General features: G+C 72.8%; 12 protein-coding genes and 1 pseudogene. 8 read left to right on the top strand and 5 right to left on the bottom strand.

Features of this window, described 5'->3' with window-relative positions; all coding sequences use genetic code 11:
* Window position 1 precedes the first annotated feature (1 nt).
* Window positions 2-1,693, bottom strand: coding sequence for a phenylacetic acid degradation protein PaaN (gene paaN, locus ACFVQG_RS10020; protein WP_383378930.1), 1,692 nt, complete (start codon window positions 1,691-1,693; stop codon window positions 2-4).
* 159 nt (window positions 1,694-1,852) lie between these two features.
* On the opposite strand from paaN, the gene ACFVQG_RS10015 reads away from it, so the two are divergent.
* The gene (locus ACFVQG_RS10015; RefSeq protein ID WP_383378927.1) at window positions 1,853-3,379 is read left to right on the top strand and encodes a 3-hydroxyacyl-CoA dehydrogenase; all 1,527 of its coding nucleotides are present in this window, start codon (window positions 1,853-1,855) and stop codon (window positions 3,377-3,379) included.
* Window positions 3,376-3,963 (top strand): TetR/AcrR family transcriptional regulator, encoded by a 588-nt coding sequence (locus ACFVQG_RS10010; protein ID WP_383378924.1) that lies wholly within the window; start codon window positions 3,376-3,378, stop codon window positions 3,961-3,963. Before ACFVQG_RS10015 ends, ACFVQG_RS10010 begins: the two co-directional genes overlap by 4 nt.
* Before the next feature lie 88 nt (window positions 3,964-4,051).
* On the opposite strand, the gene ACFVQG_RS10005 is transcribed toward ACFVQG_RS10010, so the two are convergent.
* Window positions 4,052-4,549: an Lrp/AsnC family transcriptional regulator gene (locus ACFVQG_RS10005; RefSeq protein WP_383378920.1), complete on the bottom strand. Its 498-nt coding sequence runs from the start codon at window positions 4,547-4,549 to the stop codon at window positions 4,052-4,054.
* 175 nt (window positions 4,550-4,724) lie between these two features.
* Between ACFVQG_RS10005 and pdhA the strand changes: the two genes are divergently transcribed.
* From pdhA to ACFVQG_RS09980, 5 genes are read left to right on the top strand one after another with little or no spacing between them, the layout of a single operon-like run.
* Window positions 4,725-5,858, top strand: coding sequence for a pyruvate dehydrogenase (acetyl-transferring) E1 component subunit alpha (gene pdhA / locus ACFVQG_RS10000; protein WP_383378917.1), 1,134 nt, complete (start codon window positions 4,725-4,727; stop codon window positions 5,856-5,858).
* Window positions 5,858-6,862 carry an alpha-ketoacid dehydrogenase subunit beta gene (locus tag ACFVQG_RS09995; protein WP_383378914.1) on the top strand — a complete coding sequence of 335 codons (1,005 nt, stop codon included), beginning with the start codon at window positions 5,858-5,860 and terminating at the stop codon, window positions 6,860-6,862. Before pdhA ends, ACFVQG_RS09995 begins: the two co-directional genes overlap by 1 nt.
* Window positions 6,862-8,334: a dihydrolipoamide acetyltransferase family protein gene (locus ACFVQG_RS09990; protein WP_383378912.1), complete on the top strand. Its 1,473-nt coding sequence runs from the start codon at window positions 6,862-6,864 to the stop codon at window positions 8,332-8,334. Before ACFVQG_RS09995 ends, ACFVQG_RS09990 begins: the two co-directional genes overlap by 1 nt.
* Before the next feature lie 26 nt (window positions 8,335-8,360).
* Window positions 8,361-9,341, top strand: coding sequence for an NTP transferase domain-containing protein (locus tag ACFVQG_RS09985; RefSeq protein WP_383378909.1), 981 nt, complete (start codon window positions 8,361-8,363; stop codon window positions 9,339-9,341).
* Entirely contained in the window at window positions 9,338-10,714 is a 1,377-nt protein-coding gene (locus ACFVQG_RS09980) for a molybdopterin molybdotransferase MoeA (protein WP_383378906.1), read from the top strand. Before ACFVQG_RS09985 ends, ACFVQG_RS09980 begins: the two co-directional genes overlap by 4 nt.
* A gap of 70 nt (window positions 10,715-10,784) precedes the next feature.
* Here the strand turns inward: ACFVQG_RS09980 and ACFVQG_RS09975 are convergent, their stop codons facing one another.
* A complete protein-coding gene (locus tag ACFVQG_RS09975; RefSeq protein ID WP_383379751.1) occupies window positions 10,785-11,789 on the bottom strand; it encodes a potassium channel family protein in 1,005 nt (334 codons plus the stop codon).
* Window positions 11,790-12,041: 252 nt separating this feature from the next.
* Here ACFVQG_RS09975 and ACFVQG_RS09970 point away from each other — a divergent pair.
* Window positions 12,042-12,713 (top strand): annotated as a pseudogene (locus tag ACFVQG_RS09970) (potassium channel family protein); the annotation flags it as partial.
* A gap of 115 nt (window positions 12,714-12,828) precedes the next feature.
* On the opposite strand, the gene ACFVQG_RS09965 reads toward ACFVQG_RS09970, so the two are convergent.
* Both ACFVQG_RS09965 and ACFVQG_RS09960 read right to left on the bottom strand, forming a co-directional pair.
* Complete coding sequence (locus tag ACFVQG_RS09965; protein WP_383378903.1) at window positions 12,829-13,674, bottom strand: ABC transporter permease; 846 nt, start codon at window positions 13,672-13,674, stop codon at window positions 12,829-12,831.
* Window positions 13,671-14,687, bottom strand: coding sequence for an ATP-binding cassette domain-containing protein (locus tag ACFVQG_RS09960; RefSeq protein WP_383378900.1), 1,017 nt, complete (start codon window positions 14,685-14,687; stop codon window positions 13,671-13,673). Before ACFVQG_RS09960 ends, ACFVQG_RS09965 begins: the two co-directional genes overlap by 4 nt.
* Between the last annotated feature and the right edge of the window lie 157 nt (window positions 14,688-14,844).

Genomic DNA, 14,844 nt, shown 5'->3' with positions numbered 1-14,844 from the left:
CTCACGCCTCCCGGCGCACCTCCACCACCCGGAAGCGGTTCGCGACGAAGGCGCCGTCGCACAGCGCCGAGTTGGCGGCCGGGTTGCCGCCGGAGCCGTGGAAGTCGGAGAAGGCGGCCGTCTGGTTGACGTACACCCCGCCGGTGAGGTTGAGCGACAGCTGCGCCGACTCGTCCAGGCAGACCTCCTCCACGGCCCGCTCGAACTCCGGGTCGATGGTGTACGCGCCGACCGTCATCGCGCCCTTCTCGCGGACGGTGCGCCGCAGCAGGTCCAGCGCGTCGGCGGCGGAGTCGACGGCGACGGCGAAGGACACCGGCCCGAAGCACTCGCTCATGTAGGCGGCCTCGGCGTCGGGCTTGGTGCCGTCCAGCTTCACCATCACCGGCGTGCGCACGACCGCTCCCGGGAACTCCGGGTTGGTGATCTCCCGGGAGGCCAGGGCGACCTCCCCGAGGTCCGCCGCGGCCTCCAGGCGGGCCTTGACGTCCGGGTTGACGATCGCGCCGAGCAGGGCGTTCGCGCGGGCGTCGTCGCCGAGCAGACCGTCCACCGCGCGCGCGAGGTCGGCCACCACCTCGTCGTACGACTTCGGGCCCGCGTCGGTGGAGATGCCCGCGCGCGGGATCAGCAGGTTCTGCGGGGTGGTGCACATCTGGCCGCTGTACAGCGACAGGGAGAACGCCAGGTTGGACAGCATGCCCTTGTAGTCGCCGGTGGACTCCACGACGACCGTGTTGACGCCCGCCTTCTCGGTGTAGACCTGCGCCTGGCGGGCGTTCGCCTCCAGCCAGTCGCCGAACGCCGTCGAGCCGGTGTAGTCGATGATCCGGATCTCGGGGCGGACGGCGAGCGTCTTGGCGACGCCCTCGCCGGGACGCTCGGCGGCCAGCGCGACCAGGTTCGGGTCGAAGCCCGCCTCGGTGAGCACCTGCCGCGCGGCCTGGACGGTCAGCGCGAGCGGCAGCACCGCGCGCGGGTGCGGCTTGACCAGTACGGCGTTGCCGGTGGCGAGGGAGGCGAACAGGCCCGGGTAGCCGTTCCACGTCGGGAAGGTGTTGCAGCCGACGACCAGCGCGATCCCGCGCGGGACGGCCGTGAACCGCTTGGTGAGGGTGAGCGGGTCGCGCTTGCCCTGGGGCTTGGTCCACTCGGCGGTGCCGGGGGTGCGGACCTGCTCGGCGTACGCGTAGGCCACCGCCTCCATGCCGCGGTCCTGCGCGTGCGGGCCGCCCGCCTGGAACGCCATCATGAAGGCCTGTCCGGAGGTGTGCATGACCGCGTGCGCGAACTCGTGCGTCCGGTCGCTGATCCGCTTGAGGATCTCCAGGCAGACCAGCGCGCGCAGCTCCGGGCCCGCGTCCCGCCAGGCGCGCTGCCCGGCCCGCATGGCGGGCAGCAGCACGTCGACGTCCGCGTGCGGGTAGCTCACGCCCAGCTCGACGCCGTACGGCGACACCTCGCCGCCCACCCAGTCGTCGGTGCCGGGCTGGCCGAGGTCGAGGCGGGTGCCCACCAGGGCGTCGAAGGCGGCCTTGCCCGCCGCCGCGTCCAGGCTGCCGTGCTCGCCGTAGGCCTTGGGGTGCTCGGGGTGGGGGGACCAGTACGCGCGCGTGCGGATCGCTTCGAGCGCCTGGTCGAGGGTGGGCCGGTGCTGGGCGATCAGCTGGTCAGCGGTGAGTTCGGCGGCCATGCGGGTCCAACTCCTCGTCTGGGGGACTCCTCGTCGAGTCCACGACCTCGCGGAAACGGCGGGCAGGGTCGGTGGGTGCAGAGTTAGAGTAACCGAACGATCGGTCGGGACAAGGGGGTCCGCCGCATCTGGGCCGACCGCGTGCGGGAGGATCGCGCCATGACAGCACTCGACCTCACCAGCCCCGTGGCCGTCGTCGGAACCGGCACCATGGGCCAGGGCATCGCCCAGGTGGCGCTGGTCGCCGGGCACCCCGTACGGCTGCACGACGCCCTGCCCGGCCGCGCGTTGGAGGCCGCCGACGCGATCGGCGCCCGGCTCGACCGGCTGGTGGCCAAGGACCGGCTGACCGGCGCCGAACGGGACGCGGCGCGCGCCCGGCTGCTGCCCGCCGAGAGCCTCACCGAACTGGCCGACTGTGCCCTCGTCGTCGAGGCGGCCCTGGAGCGTCTGGACGTCAAGCAGGAGCTGTTCCGGGAGCTGGAGGACATCGTCGGCGAGGACTGTCTGCTCGCCACCAACACCTCCTCCCTGTCGGTCACCGCGATCGGCGGCGCGCTGCGCGCCCCCGGCCGCTTCGTGGGCCTGCACTTCTTCAACCCGGCGCCGCTGCTGCCGCTGGTCGAGGTGGTCTCCGGGTTCGCCACCGACGTCACCTACGCCACGCGCGCGTACGAAACCGCCCGTGCCTGGGGCAAGACGCCGGTCGCCTGCGCCGACACCCCCGGCTTCATCGTCAACCGCATCGCCCGGCCCTTCTACGCCGAGGCGTTCGCCGTCCTGGAGGCGCAGGGCGCCGACCCCGCCACCATCGACGCGGTGCTGCGCGAGAGCGGCGGCTTCAGGATGGGCGCCTTCGAGCTGACCGACCTGATCGGGCAGGACGTCAACGAGTCCGTCACGCACTCCGTGTGGCAGTCCTTCTTCCAGGACGTGCGCTTCACCCCCTCGCTCGCCCAGCGGCGCCTGGTCGAGTCCGGCAGGCTCGGCCGCAAGAGCGGCCACGGCTGGTACGACTACGCGGATGCCGACGGGGCCGCCGAGCGCCCCGAACCGCACACCGCCGAGCGGGCCCTGCCGCCCGCCTACGTCACCGTCGAGGGCGACCTGGGCCCCGCCGCCGAACTGCTCGCGCTGATCCGCGAGGCGGGCATCCAGGTCCGCGAGGAGGAAGAGGACCACGGCACCCGGCTGGTGCTGCCCGGCGGCGGCCAGCTCGCCCTCGCCGACGGCCAGACGTCGGTGGAGTTCCGCGACGTCGTCTACTTCGACCTCGCCCTGGACTACCGCCGCGCCACCCGCATCGCCCTGTCCTCCTCCCAGGACACCTCCTCGCGGACCCTGACCGAGGCCACCGGCCTGTTCCAGGCGCTCGGCAAGAAGGTCAGCGTCATCGGGGACGTGCCCGGCATGATCGTCGCCCGCACGGTCGCGCGGATCGTCGACCTGGCGCACGACGCCGTGGCCAAGGGCGTGGCGACCGAGGAGGACATCGACACCGCGATGCGCCTCGGAGTGAACTACCCTCTGGGTCCCTTCGAGTGGAGCCGCCGCCTGGGCCGCAACTGGGCGTACGCCCTCCTCGACGATCTGCACCTGCGCGACCCCTCGGGCCGGTACGCGCCGTCCCTGGCGCTCTACCGCCACGCCTACGCCTCCGACAAGCGGGAGGGCAGCCCCTCATGACCACCGCCAAGCGCGACACGTACACGCCGGAGACGCTGCTCACGGTCGCCGTGCGGGTCTTCAACGAGCGCGGCTACGACGGCACCTCCATGGAGCACCTGTCCAAGGCGGCCGGGATCTCCAAGTCCTCGATCTACCACCATGTCGCGGGCAAGGAGGAACTGCTGCGCCGCGCGGTGAGCCGGGCGCTGGACGGCCTCTTCGCGATCCTCGACGAGCAGCCCGCGCGGGAGGGCCGCGCCGCCGACCGACTCGAACACGTCGTACGGCGCATGGTCGAGGTGCTGATATCCGAGCTGCCCTATGTGACGCTGCTGCTGCGGGTGCGCGGCAACACCGGCACCGAGCGGTGGGCGCTGGAGCGGCGCCGCGAGTTCGACCACCGGGTGGCCGAACTGCTGAAGGCCGCCGCCGCGGACGGCGACATACGCGACGACGTGGAGGTGCGGCTCGCCACCCGGCTGGTCTTCGGGATGATCAACTCCATCGCCGAGTGGTACCGGCCGGACGGCCGGGGCATGGGCGAGCGGGAGGTCGCGGAGGCGGTGGTGCGGGTGGCGTTCGCGGGGTTGCGGCAGGGCTAGGGCCTGTCGTCTGGATCATGTCGGCGCCGCGGGGCGGACGACAGGCCCCAGGGGGCGCTTGGTCGCGGTGGTGCGCCGGGTGGCCCGCTCAGCCCTGCGGCTCCAGGTCCTCCTCCTCGAACACCAGCAGCGTGCGGGTGCTGAGCACCTCGGGGATCGCCTGGAGCCGGGTGAGCACCAGTTCGCGCAGGGCCCGGTTGTCCGGGGTGTGCACCAGCAGCAGGACGTCGAAGTCGCCGCCCACCAGGGCGATGTGCGCCGCGCCCGGCAACTGGCGGAGCTGCTCGCGGACCGTGCGCCAGGAGTTCTGGACGATCTTCAGGGTGATGTACGCGGAGGTGCCGTGCCCCGCCCGCTCATGGTCGACGCGGGCGCCGAAGCCGCGGATCACCCCGTCCTCGACCAGCCGGTTGATCCGGGCGTAGGCGTTGGCGCGCGAGACGTGCACCCGCTCGGCGACCGACCGTATCGACGCCCGGCCGTCCGCCTGCAGCATCCGCAGGATGTCCTGGTCGACGGCGTCGAGGGGCCGGGGCGGCGGCGGGCTGGCGGCGTCCGCGCCGTCGGCCATTTGTTCAGATGCCATATCCCCCCGCCTCCCTACCATGGACGTACTGCGTCCATCACAGGCTGTGGAGAACCGTTTGTCCACAGCCCACGGGCGCCTGTAGCCAAAATGTGCCGACGACCGAACAATCGGTAGGTGAGGCGCATCACACCCGACGCGCCTCTTCAAGCCGCTCCCACGAGGAGGTGCCGTCATGACGGTCACGGAGCAGCGTGGCGCGTATCGGCCGTCGCCGCCGCCCGCCTGGCAGCCCCGCACCGACCCCGCGCCGCTGCTGCCCGACGCGGCCCCCCACCGCGTCCTCGGCACCGACGCCGCGGCCCAGGCCGACCCCGGCCTGCTGCGCCGCCTGTACGCCGAGCTGGTGCGCGGCCGTCGCTACAACGCGCAGGCCACCGCGCTCACCAAGCAGGGCCGCCTCGCCGTCTACCCCTCCAGCACCGGCCAGGAGGCCTGCGAGGTCGCCGCGGCGCTGGTCCTGGAGGACCGTGACTGGCTCTTTCCCAGCTACCGCGACACGCTCGCCGTCGTCGCCCGAGGCGTGGACCCCGTCGAGGCGCTCACCCTGCTGCGCGGCGACTGGCACACCGGCTACGACCCGTACGCGCACCGCGTGGCCCCCCTGTGCACCCCCCTCGCCACCCAGCTCCCGCACGCCGTCGGGCTCGCGCACGCCGCCCGGCTCAAGGGCGACGACGTGGTCGCGCTGGCCATGGTCGGCGACGGCGGCACCAGCGAGGGCGACTTCCACGAGGCGCTGAACTTCGCCGCCGTATGGCAGGCCCCGGTCGTCTTCCTGGTCCAGAACAACGGCTTCGCGATCTCCGTGCCGCTCGCCAAGCAGACCGCCGCCCCGTCCCTGGCCCACAAGGCCGTCGGATACGGCATCCCGGGCCGCCTGGTCGACGGCAACGACGCCGCCGCCGTGCACGAGGTCCTCGCCGACGCCGTGCGGCACGCGCGCGCGGGTGGCGGCCCCACGCTCGTGGAGGCGGTGACGTACCGCATGGAGGCCCACACCAACGCCGACGACGACAAGCGCTACCGCGGCGACACCGAGGTGGACGCCTGGCGCGACCACGACCCGATCCTGCTCCTGGAGCGCGAGCTGACCGCCCGCGGCCTCCTCGACGAGGACGGCGTGCAGGCAGCCCGCGAGGACGCCGAGGCCCTCGCCACCGACCTGCGCGCCCGGATGAACCAGGACCCGGTCCTCGACCCCATGGACCTGTTCGACCACGTCTACGCCGAGCCCACCGCGCAACTGCGCGAACAGCGGGCCCAACTCCGTGCCGAACTGGACGCCGAGCAGGAAGGGGCGCGCTGATGACCACCGTCGCCGTGAAGCCCGCCACCATGGCGCAGGCCCTCACGCGCGCGTTGCGCGACGCCATGGCCGCCGACCCGGCCGTGCACGTCCTCGGCGAGGACGTCGGCGCCCTCGGCGGCGTCTTCCGCGTCACCGACGGACTCACCAAGGAGTTCGGCGAGGACCGCTGCACGGACACCCCCCTGGCCGAGGCGGGCATCCTCGGCACCGCGGTCGGCATGGCCATGTACGGGCTGCGGCCGGTCGTGGAGATGCAGTTCGACGCCTTCGCCTACCCGGCGTTCGAACAGCTCATCAGCCACGTCGCCCGGATGCGCAACCGCACCCGCGGCGCCATGCCGCTGCCGATCACCATCCGCGTCCCCTACGGCGGTGGCATCGGCGGCGTCGAGCACCACAGCGACTCCTCCGAGGCGTACTACATGGCGACTCCGGGGCTCCATGTCGTCACACCCGCCACCGTCGCCGACGCCTACGGCCTGCTGCGCGCCGCCATCGCCTCCGACGACCCGGTGGTCTTCCTGGAGCCCAAGCGGCTGTACTGGTCCAAGGACGCCTGGAACCCCGAGGACCCGCGGACCGTTGAACCCATAGGCCGCGCGGTGGTGCGGCGCTCCGGCCGGAGCGCCACGCTCATCACGTACGGGCCGTCCGTACCCGTCTGCCTCGAAGCCGCCGAGGCGGCGCGGGCCGAGGGGTGGGACCTCGAAGTCGTCGATCTGCGCTCCCTGGTGCCGTTCGACGACGAGACGGTCTGCGCCTCGGTACGGCGGACCGGGCGAGCGGTCGTCGTACACGAGTCGGGTGGGTACGGCGGACCGGGAGGGGAGATCGCGGCCCGGGTCACGGAGCGCTGCTTCCACCACCTGGAGGCGCCGGTGCTCCGGGTGGCCGGGCTTGACATCCCGTACCCGCCGCCGATGCTGGAGCGGCACCACCTGCCCGGCGTCGACCGGATCCTGGACGCCGTGGCGCGTCTGCAATGGGAGGCCGAGAGCTGATGGCACGCGCTTCTGACATGCACAGTCTGGAGTTCAAGCTCCCCGACCTGGGCGAGGGGCTCACCGAAGCGGAGATCGTGCGTTGGCTCGTCGAGGTCGGCGACCTCGTCGCCATCGACCAGCCGGTGGTCGAGGTCGAGACGGCCAAGGCGATGGTCGAGGTGCCCTGTCCGTACGGCGGCGTGGTCACCGCCCGCTTCGGCGAGGAGGGCACCGAGCTGCCCGTCGGCGCCCCGCTGCTGACGGTCGCGGTGGGCGCGGCGGCCTCCGACGTGACCGTGGCGGACGGCCGGGCAGCCGCCGCCGAGGCCGCCGACGCCGCACGGCGGTCCCCCGCGGACGCGGCCCCGGCCCGCCAGGAGGGCGAGGGCTCGGGCAACGTCCTCGTCGGCTACGGCACTGGTGCCGCTCCGGCCCGCCGCAGAAGGCTGCGCCCGTCGGCCCCCGGTCCCGCGTCCCCCGGTCCGGGCGCCGCCCCCGCGCCCCCCGGCGCCGAGGAGGCCAACGGCCATCGCGGCGAAGGCCTCACCCACCGGGGCGAGGGCCCCGTCCCGGTGATCTCGCCGCTGGTGCGGCGCCTCGCCCGGGAGAACGGCCTGGACCTGCGGGAGCTGACCGGCTCCGGACCCGATGGGCTGATCCTGCGCGCGGACGTGGAGTACGCGCTGCGGGTGGCGGCCGCACAGGGCCGCCCCGCGGCGGTGCCGCAGGGCCGTCCGGCGCCGGTGACGCAGCCGCGCACGGAAGCGCCCGCACCCGTACCCGCGGCACCCGCCGCTCCCGGCGGGACCCGCATCCCCCTCAAGGGCGTCCGCGGTGCCGTCGCCGACAAGCTCTCCCGCAGCCGCCGTGAGATACCGGACGCGACCTGCTGGGTGGACGCCGACGCCACGGAGCTGATGCGGGCCCGCGCCGCGATGAACGCGACGGGCGGCCCGAAGATCTCCGTCCTCGCGCTGCTGGCCAGGATCTGCACCGCCGCCCTCGCCCGGTTCCCCGAGCTGAACTCCACGGTCGACACGGCGGCCCGGGAGGTCGTCCGGCTCGACCGGGTGCACCTGGGCTTCGCCGCGCAGACCGAGCGCGGCCTGGTCGTGCCGGTCGTCCGGGACGCGCACACGCGCGACGCCGAGTCGCTGACCGCGGAGTTCGCCCGGCTGACCGACGCGGCCCGCACCGGGACACTCACGCCCGCGGACCTGACCGGCTCCACCTTCACGCTGAACAACTACGGCGTGTTCGGCGTGGACGGCTCCACTCCGATCATCAACTACCCCGAGGCGGCCATGCTCGGCGTCGGCCGGATCGTCCCCAAGCCCTGGGTGCACGAGGGCGAGCTGGCGGTGCGGCAGGTCGTCCAGCTCTCGCTCACCTTCGACCACCGGGTCTGCGACGGCGGCACGGCGGGCGGCTTCCTGCGCTATGTCGCCGACTGCGTCGAACAACCGGCGGTGCTGCTGCGCACCGTGTGACCACACGGGGCCCAACGGCCCTGGTGATGAGGTCGACCGTCCTCGTTCCCTGTGATCCCTCCGGCCCGCATACTCGGGGGGTGACCGAGAAGCAGCCCCCCGTGCCCCCGGCCGCCGACGGTGGACGGGTCTATGACGCCGTCGTGCTCGCCGGTGGCGGCGCGCGGCGGCTCGGCGGCACGGACAAGCCCGGCGTGCCGGTCGGCGGGCGGGCCCTGCTCGACCGGGTGCTGGCGGCCTGCGCCGACGCCCGGCGCACGGTCGTCGTCGCCGAACCCCGGGGGACCGTACGGCCCGTGCTGTGGACACGGGAGGACCCGCCCGGCGGCGGACCGCTCGCCGCGCTCGACGCCGGGCTGCGGCACAGCACCGCGGACCAGGTCGTGGTGCTCTCGGCCGATCTGCCGTTCCTCGGCGGGCGGACCGTGGGGCGGCTGCTGGACACCCTGCGGACGAGTGGTGCCGAGGGCGCCCAGCTCACCGACGCCGAAGGCCGGGAACAGCCGCTGGTGGCGGCGTACCGGGCGGCGGCGCTGCGTCGTGGGCTGGCCGCGCTCACGGAGGAACGGGGCGGCCTGGACGGGCTGCCGCTGCGGCTGCTGACCGCCGGTCTCGACCTCACCCGGGTCCCGGACCCCGTCGCGGCCTTCGACTGCGACACCTGGGACGACATCGCCATCGCCAGGGCACGCATCAGGGAGCATGGGCACGTGTTGGATGAATGGATTTCCGCAGTCAAGGACGAGCTGGGCATCGAACTCGACGTCGACAAGGGCGTCCTGCTCGACCTGGCCCGGGACGCCGCGCACAACGTGGCCCGGCCCGCGGCGCCACTGACCACCTTCCTGGTCGGCTACGCCGCCGCACAGGCCGCGAACGGCGGCCCCGAGGCGGTCGCCGAGGCCGCCCGCAAGGCCGCGGCCCTCGCCCTGCGCTGGTCCGACGAGGACACCAAGGCGCCCGGCGAACCCGACGCCGCCCCGGACATCCGGCCGGACGCCGGATGACCGCCCCTGGTGTGCGGGCCGGGCAGGAAGCCGATGACCTCGACGTCGAGGAGGCGCTCGCCCTGGTGAAGCAGCCGGACCCCGCGCAGGGACCGCAGCCGCAAGAGCCGCAGCCGTCTCAAGGGCCCCGGGCGTCCCAGGCCCCTGGAAAGCCCGGCGCCCGCCACCTCGCCACCCCCTGGCCCGAAGCCCGTTCGATCGCCGAGCGGGCCGGGCGGCGCGCCGGTGCGCGCCGGGACCTGGTCTCCGTGACCCTTGACTCCGCGCTCGGCCTCACCCTGGCCGCCCCCCTCACCGCCCTCACCGACCTGCCGTCCTTCGACACCTCCGCGATGGACGGCTGGGCGGTCGCAGGGCCCGGCCCCTGGGACGTCCGCGAGGAGGGCGTCCTCGCCGGACACACGGAGCCCGCGCCGCTCGGCGACGGGGAGGCCGTCCGCATCGCCACCGGGGCCCGGATCCCCACCGACACCACCGCCGTGCTCCGCAGCGAACACGGCCGCACCGACGACAAGGGACGGCTGCACCCCACCCACGGCGAGGTCGGCCACGGCCAGGACATCCGTCCACGCGGCCAGGAGTGCCGCAGCGGTGACCAGTTGCTGCCGGTCGGCGCCCTGGTGACCCCGGCCGTGCTCGGTCTCGCCGCCGCCGCCGGATACGACACGCTCACCGCGGTTCCCCGCCCCCGCGCCGAACTCCTCGTCCTCGGCGACGAACTGCTCACCGAGGGCCTGCCGCACGACGGCCTGATCCGGGACGCGCTCGGCCCGCTGCTGCCGCCCTGGCTGCGCGCGCTCGGCGCCGACGTCACCTCCGTACGCCGTCTCGGGGACGACGCGGAGGCGCTGTACCGGGCGATCACAGGCAGCACCGCCGATCTGATCGTCACCACCGGCGGCACCGCCGCGGGCCCGGTCGACTATGTCCACCCCACCCTGCGCCGCATCGGCGCGGAACTGCTGGTGAACGGCGTCAAGGTGCGCCCCGGCCATCCCATGCTGCTGGCCCGCACCCAGGAGAACCAGCACCTCGTCGGCCTGCCCGGCAACCCACTCGCCGCCGTCTCCGGGCTGCTCACGCTCGCCGAGCCGCTGCTGCGCACGCTCGGCGCCCGCCCGGCCCCGGAGCCGTACGCCCTGCCCCTGACGGAGGCCGTGCACGGGCATCCCCATGACACCCGGCTGATCCCGGTCGTACTGCGCGGAGACCGGGCCGCGCCGCTGCACTACAACGGTCCGGCGATGCTGAGGGGAGTCGCGGCGGCCGATGCGCTGGCCGTCGTACCACCCGGTGGGGCGCGGGCGGGTCAGGACACGGAGATCCTCGATCTGCCGTGGGCGGTCTCCGGGATCAGCGTGTGTTTCACGTGAAACGTCGCCCGGACGGCCGTTTCGCGTGTTTCACGTGAAACACGCGAACTGGCCATCCCGAAAGGCCAGTTCACTCCCCGTTCTCACCGTGCGGCGCCGCCCGGGCGATGGTGACCACCCGGTCCCCCTTCCGTAGCTCCCCCACCCGGGGATCGGTGAAGTCCAGTACGTCCTTGTCGCGCACGATGGTGAGGACCAGCTCGGTGGACTCGCGGGGCGAGCGGCCCACCTCCTGCGGGGTCACCGGGCGCTCGATGAGGTCCAGCCCGCTGCCGATGGTCATCAGGTCGTCCAGGGTCCGGGCCACGGGCGGGCTGACCAGGGACATCCCGAGCAGCCGACCGGCGGAGCTGGAGCTGGTCACCACGGTGTCCGCGCCGCTCTGGCGCAGCAGCGGGACGTTCTCGTCCTCCCGGACCGCGGCGACGATCGTGGCGCGCCGGTTGAGCTGGCGGGCGGTGAGGGTGATGAGGGTGGCCGCCTCGTCGCGCTGCGGGGCGACGATCACCTGTGCGGCGCTGTGGACCTCGGCCTTCAGGAGCGTCTCGGAGCGGGTGGCGTCGCCGGTCACCGCGACCAGCCCGTCATCACCGGCCGCCTCGGCGTTCTTGCCCTGCGCGTCCACGATCACGATCCGGTCCCTGGTGACGCCCTGGGCGAGCAGGGTCGCCACGGCGTGGCGGCCCTTGGTGCCGTAGCCGATGACCACCACGTGGTCGCGGGTGCGGTGCCGCCAGCGGTGGATGCGGACCTGCTGACGGGTGCGCTCGGTGAGCACCTCCAGGGTGGTGCCGACCAGGATGATCAGGAACAGCACGCGCAGGGGCGTGATGACGAAGATGTTGGTGATCCGCGCCGCGTCACCCGCCGGGGTGATGTCCCCGTATCCGGTGGTGGAGAGGGTGACGGTGGCGTAGTAGGCGGCGTCCAGCAAGTCCACGGAGCCGTCGACGTTGTCGTTGTAGGCGTCGCGGTCGAAGTAGACGATCAAGGTGGTGGCGATCAGCACCAGCAGGGCCATCGCCAGCCGTCGCAGCACCTGCTGGAGCGGCGGCAGGACGGTCTGGGTGGGCATGCTGATGGAGCGGCCCGCCTCGGCGTCGTCCCGTGCCTCCCGCTGCGAGCGGAACCACAGCGACCTGAGGATGGACAATCTCCCCGGCTGGGAAGGTCGTTGCTCGTCGCCTTTCAACGCTGGCCCCCTGCGATGCGGTACTGGTCCGGACAGTGGGCACCATGGTCCCTGACTGATCGCCGTATCGCCCACCTCGTCCCCCAGAGTCCACCGCGTCGCCCAAAGCCCGCCGGTCCACCGGTTCGACCTAGCTGGAGAACTCACATGCGTGACCACACCGTTGTCGTCGGCTTCGGTACGAAGGGGCGGTCCACGATCCGGGCCGTCTGCGCGGCCGGGCTGAGGAAGGATCAGGTCGCCGTCGTCGACCCCTCCGCCAAGGTGATCGACGCCGCGCTCGCCGAGGGCTACTCGGGCGTGGTCGGGGACGGTACCCGCAGCGATGTCCTGCGGCGGGCGGAGGTGCAGCGGGCCGGGCGGATCGTGATCTCGACGGGCCGCGACGACACCGCCGTCCTGGTGACGCTGACGGCCCGGCAGATCAACAGTGACGCGAAGATCGTGGCCGCGGTGCGGGAGGAGGAGAACGCGCCGCTGCTGAAGCAGTCCGGCGCCGACGAGGTCGTCACCAGCTCCGGAGCGGCCGGGCGGCTGCTCGGGCTGTCCGTGCTCAGCCCCGCGGCCGGGATGGTGATGGAGGACCTGATCCGCCGCGGCAGCGGGCTCGACATGGTCGAACGGCCGGTCACCCGGGCCGAGGCGGGACTGCGCCCACGGGAGACGGAGGAGATGGTGGTGAGCGTCGTGCGCGGGCACCGGGTCCTGGGCTACGACGACCCGGCCATCGGGCGGCTGGAGCTGACGGACCGGCTGATCATCGTCGTACGGACCGCGCCGGAGAACGGCCCAGCGCGGCCCGTATGACGGAGGCCCGGCCGTATGACGGAGAACCGGCCGTATGACGGAGAACCGGCCGTATGACGGAGAACCGGCCGTGTGCGGAAACCGGGCGGTGTGCGGAAACCCGGTTCCGAGAGGCCTACTTGCGGTTGTACAGCCGCATCGTGATCGGCCCGAAGACCAGCACGAACAGTGCCGACCACCCCAGCGACCAGGCGATCTCGTCGGCGGGCCAGTCGCCCGCCATCAGCCCGCGCACCGCGGACGCCAGATGCGTGACTGGGCTGTTGTTGACGAACGCCTGGAGCCAGCCCGGCATGGTGTGCGGGTCGACGAAGACGTTGGACAGGAAGGTGAGCGGGAAGATCACCATCATGCTGACGCCCATCACCGACTTCTCGGTGCGCAGCATCAGTCCGAACATCGTCCAGATCCAGGAGAACGCGAAGGAGAAGACGACCAGCAGCGCTATCCCGGCGAGCACACCGACGCCGCCGTCCGGGCGGTAGCCGAGGATCATGCCGACCGTCAGCATCACCACGGACGCCAGGGTGTAGCGCAGGGCGTCGCCGAGCAGATAGCCGACCATCACCGACGGCCGCCAGATCGGCAGGCTGCGGAACCGGTCGAAGACACCCTTCTCGATGTCCGTGTTGACCGAGATACCGGTGTACATCGTGATCATCACGACCGACATCACGAGGATGCCCGGCAGCAGGAACTGGATGTACTCCTTCGGCGAACCGGCCAGCGCCCCGCCGAACAGGTACGTGTACATCAGCACCATCATGATCGGGAAGGCGGTGACGTCGAACAACTGCTCCGGCACATGCTTGATCTTCAGGATCGCCCGCCAGCCGAAGGTCAGCGACGCCGACCAGGCGCTGGGCCGTGCGGGCCGCTCCTTGGCGACGAGCAGCGCGGCGAGCGACTCGGCGCTGACCGGTGCCAGGTCCTTGGTCTCGGTGGTGGTCGCGGTGCTCATGCCGCCGCCTCGCTTTCCGCGCCGTCGGTGGCGCCCACGGTGGTGTCGTGTCCGGTGAGGGCGAGGAACACCTCGTCCAGGCTGGGCTGGCCCAGCGCGAAGTTGTCGACGACGATGCCGCCGCGGGCCAGCTCCGCCAGCGCGCGGGCCGCCTGCTCGGCAGCGCCCTGGCCGTTGGCGGCCCCGGCGCCCACCCGGGCCGTCAGCGCCACCGGGTCGGGCTCCAACTGCACGTCGGCGTCCAGCGTCAGCCGCAGCACCTGCTCGGCCTGCGGGCGCTGGGCCGCGTCCCGCAGCCGCAGATGGACGGAACCGGCGCCGACCGACGCCTTCAGCTCGCCCTTGGTGCCCTCGGCGATCACCTTCCCGTGGTCGATGACCGCGATCCGGGACGCCAGCTGGTCGGCCTCGTCGAGATACTGCGTGGTCAGCAGCACGGTGGTGCCCTGGGCGACGACCGCGCGCACGATGTCCCACACCTGGTTGCGGCTGCGCGGGTCGAGACCGGTGGTCGGCTCGTCCAGGAACAGCAGGTCGGGAGTGTTCAGGATGGACGCGGCGATGTCGATACGGCGCCGCATACCGCCCGAGTAGTGCTTGACCTGCTTCGCCGCGGCCTCGGTCAGCCCGAAGGCCGCCAGCAGCTGCGCCCCCCGCTCCCGCGCGGCCTTCTTGCCGTGCCCGAGGAGACGGCCCAGCAGGATCAGGTTCTCCATGCCGGTCAGGTCCTCGTCCACGGACGCGTACTGCCCGGTGAGGCTGACCCGGCCACGGACCTCGTCGGCTTCGCGCACGACGTCGTGGCCGAAGACGCGGGCCTCGCCGCCGTCCGGCCGCAGCAGGGTGGCGAGCATCTTGACGGTGGTGGTCTTTCCGGCGCCGTTGGGACCGAGGACGCCATAGACCGTGCCGGTCGGCACGGCGAGGTCGACGCCGTCCACGGCCCTGGTCTCACCGAATGTCTTCACCAGGCCCGCGGTCTCGATGGCCAGGCCCGAGCTTGGCTCGTTCATGGTGGGATGTCCTTCCGCGTACGGGGGGTTACGCATGGGGAGACCTTCACCGTCCCGCAAACTCATCGGTCGCGCACCGGGATTTTCCCGGGACCCGCCCAACGACCCGGCTCCGGCTCCGACCGGAGACCGATGCGGAGACGGAACCGGGTCGGCC

The sequence above is a fragment of the Streptomyces sp. NPDC057877 genome, assembly GCF_042796855.1.
Lineage (GTDB): Bacteria > Actinomycetota > Actinomycetes > Streptomycetales > Streptomycetaceae > Streptomyces.
This window is presented reverse-complemented; position numbering and strand designations above follow the sequence as displayed.

Bases quoted from the DNA above. Each gene is read 5' to 3' on its own strand.
- ACFVQG_RS09995 (WP_383378914.1), top strand. From the start codon at position 5,858: ATGACCACCGTCGCCGTGAAGCCCGCCACCATGGCGCAGGCCCTCACG.
- ACFVQG_RS10010 (WP_383378924.1), top strand. From the start codon at position 3,376: ATGACCACCGCCAAGCGCGACACGTACACGCCGGAGACGCTGCTCACG.
- ACFVQG_RS09990 (WP_383378912.1), top strand. From the start codon at position 6,862: ATGGCACGCGCTTCTGACATGCACAGTCTGGAGTTCAAGCTCCCCGAC.
- ACFVQG_RS09965 (WP_383378903.1), bottom strand. From the start codon at position 13,674: ATGAGCACCGCGACCACCACCGAGACCAAGGACCTGGCACCGGTCAGC.
- paaN (WP_383378930.1), bottom strand. From the start codon at position 1,693: ATGGCCGCCGAACTCACCGCTGACCAGCTGATCGCCCAGCACCGGCCC.
- ACFVQG_RS10015 (WP_383378927.1), top strand. From the start codon at position 1,853: ATGACAGCACTCGACCTCACCAGCCCCGTGGCCGTCGTCGGAACCGGC.
- pdhA (WP_383378917.1), top strand. From the start codon at position 4,725: ATGACGGTCACGGAGCAGCGTGGCGCGTATCGGCCGTCGCCGCCGCCC.
- ACFVQG_RS09975 (WP_383379751.1), bottom strand. From the start codon at position 11,789: ATGCCCACCCAGACCGTCCTGCCGCCGCTCCAGCAGGTGCTGCGACGG.
- ACFVQG_RS09985 (WP_383378909.1), top strand. From the start codon at position 8,361: ATGAGGTCGACCGTCCTCGTTCCCTGTGATCCCTCCGGCCCGCATACT.
- ACFVQG_RS09960 (WP_383378900.1), bottom strand. From the start codon at position 14,687: ATGAACGAGCCAAGCTCGGGCCTGGCCATCGAGACCGCGGGCCTGGTG.
- ACFVQG_RS09980 (WP_383378906.1), top strand. From the start codon at position 9,338: ATGACCGCCCCTGGTGTGCGGGCCGGGCAGGAAGCCGATGACCTCGAC.
- ACFVQG_RS10005 (WP_383378920.1), bottom strand. From the start codon at position 4,549: ATGGCATCTGAACAAATGGCCGACGGCGCGGACGCCGCCAGCCCGCCG.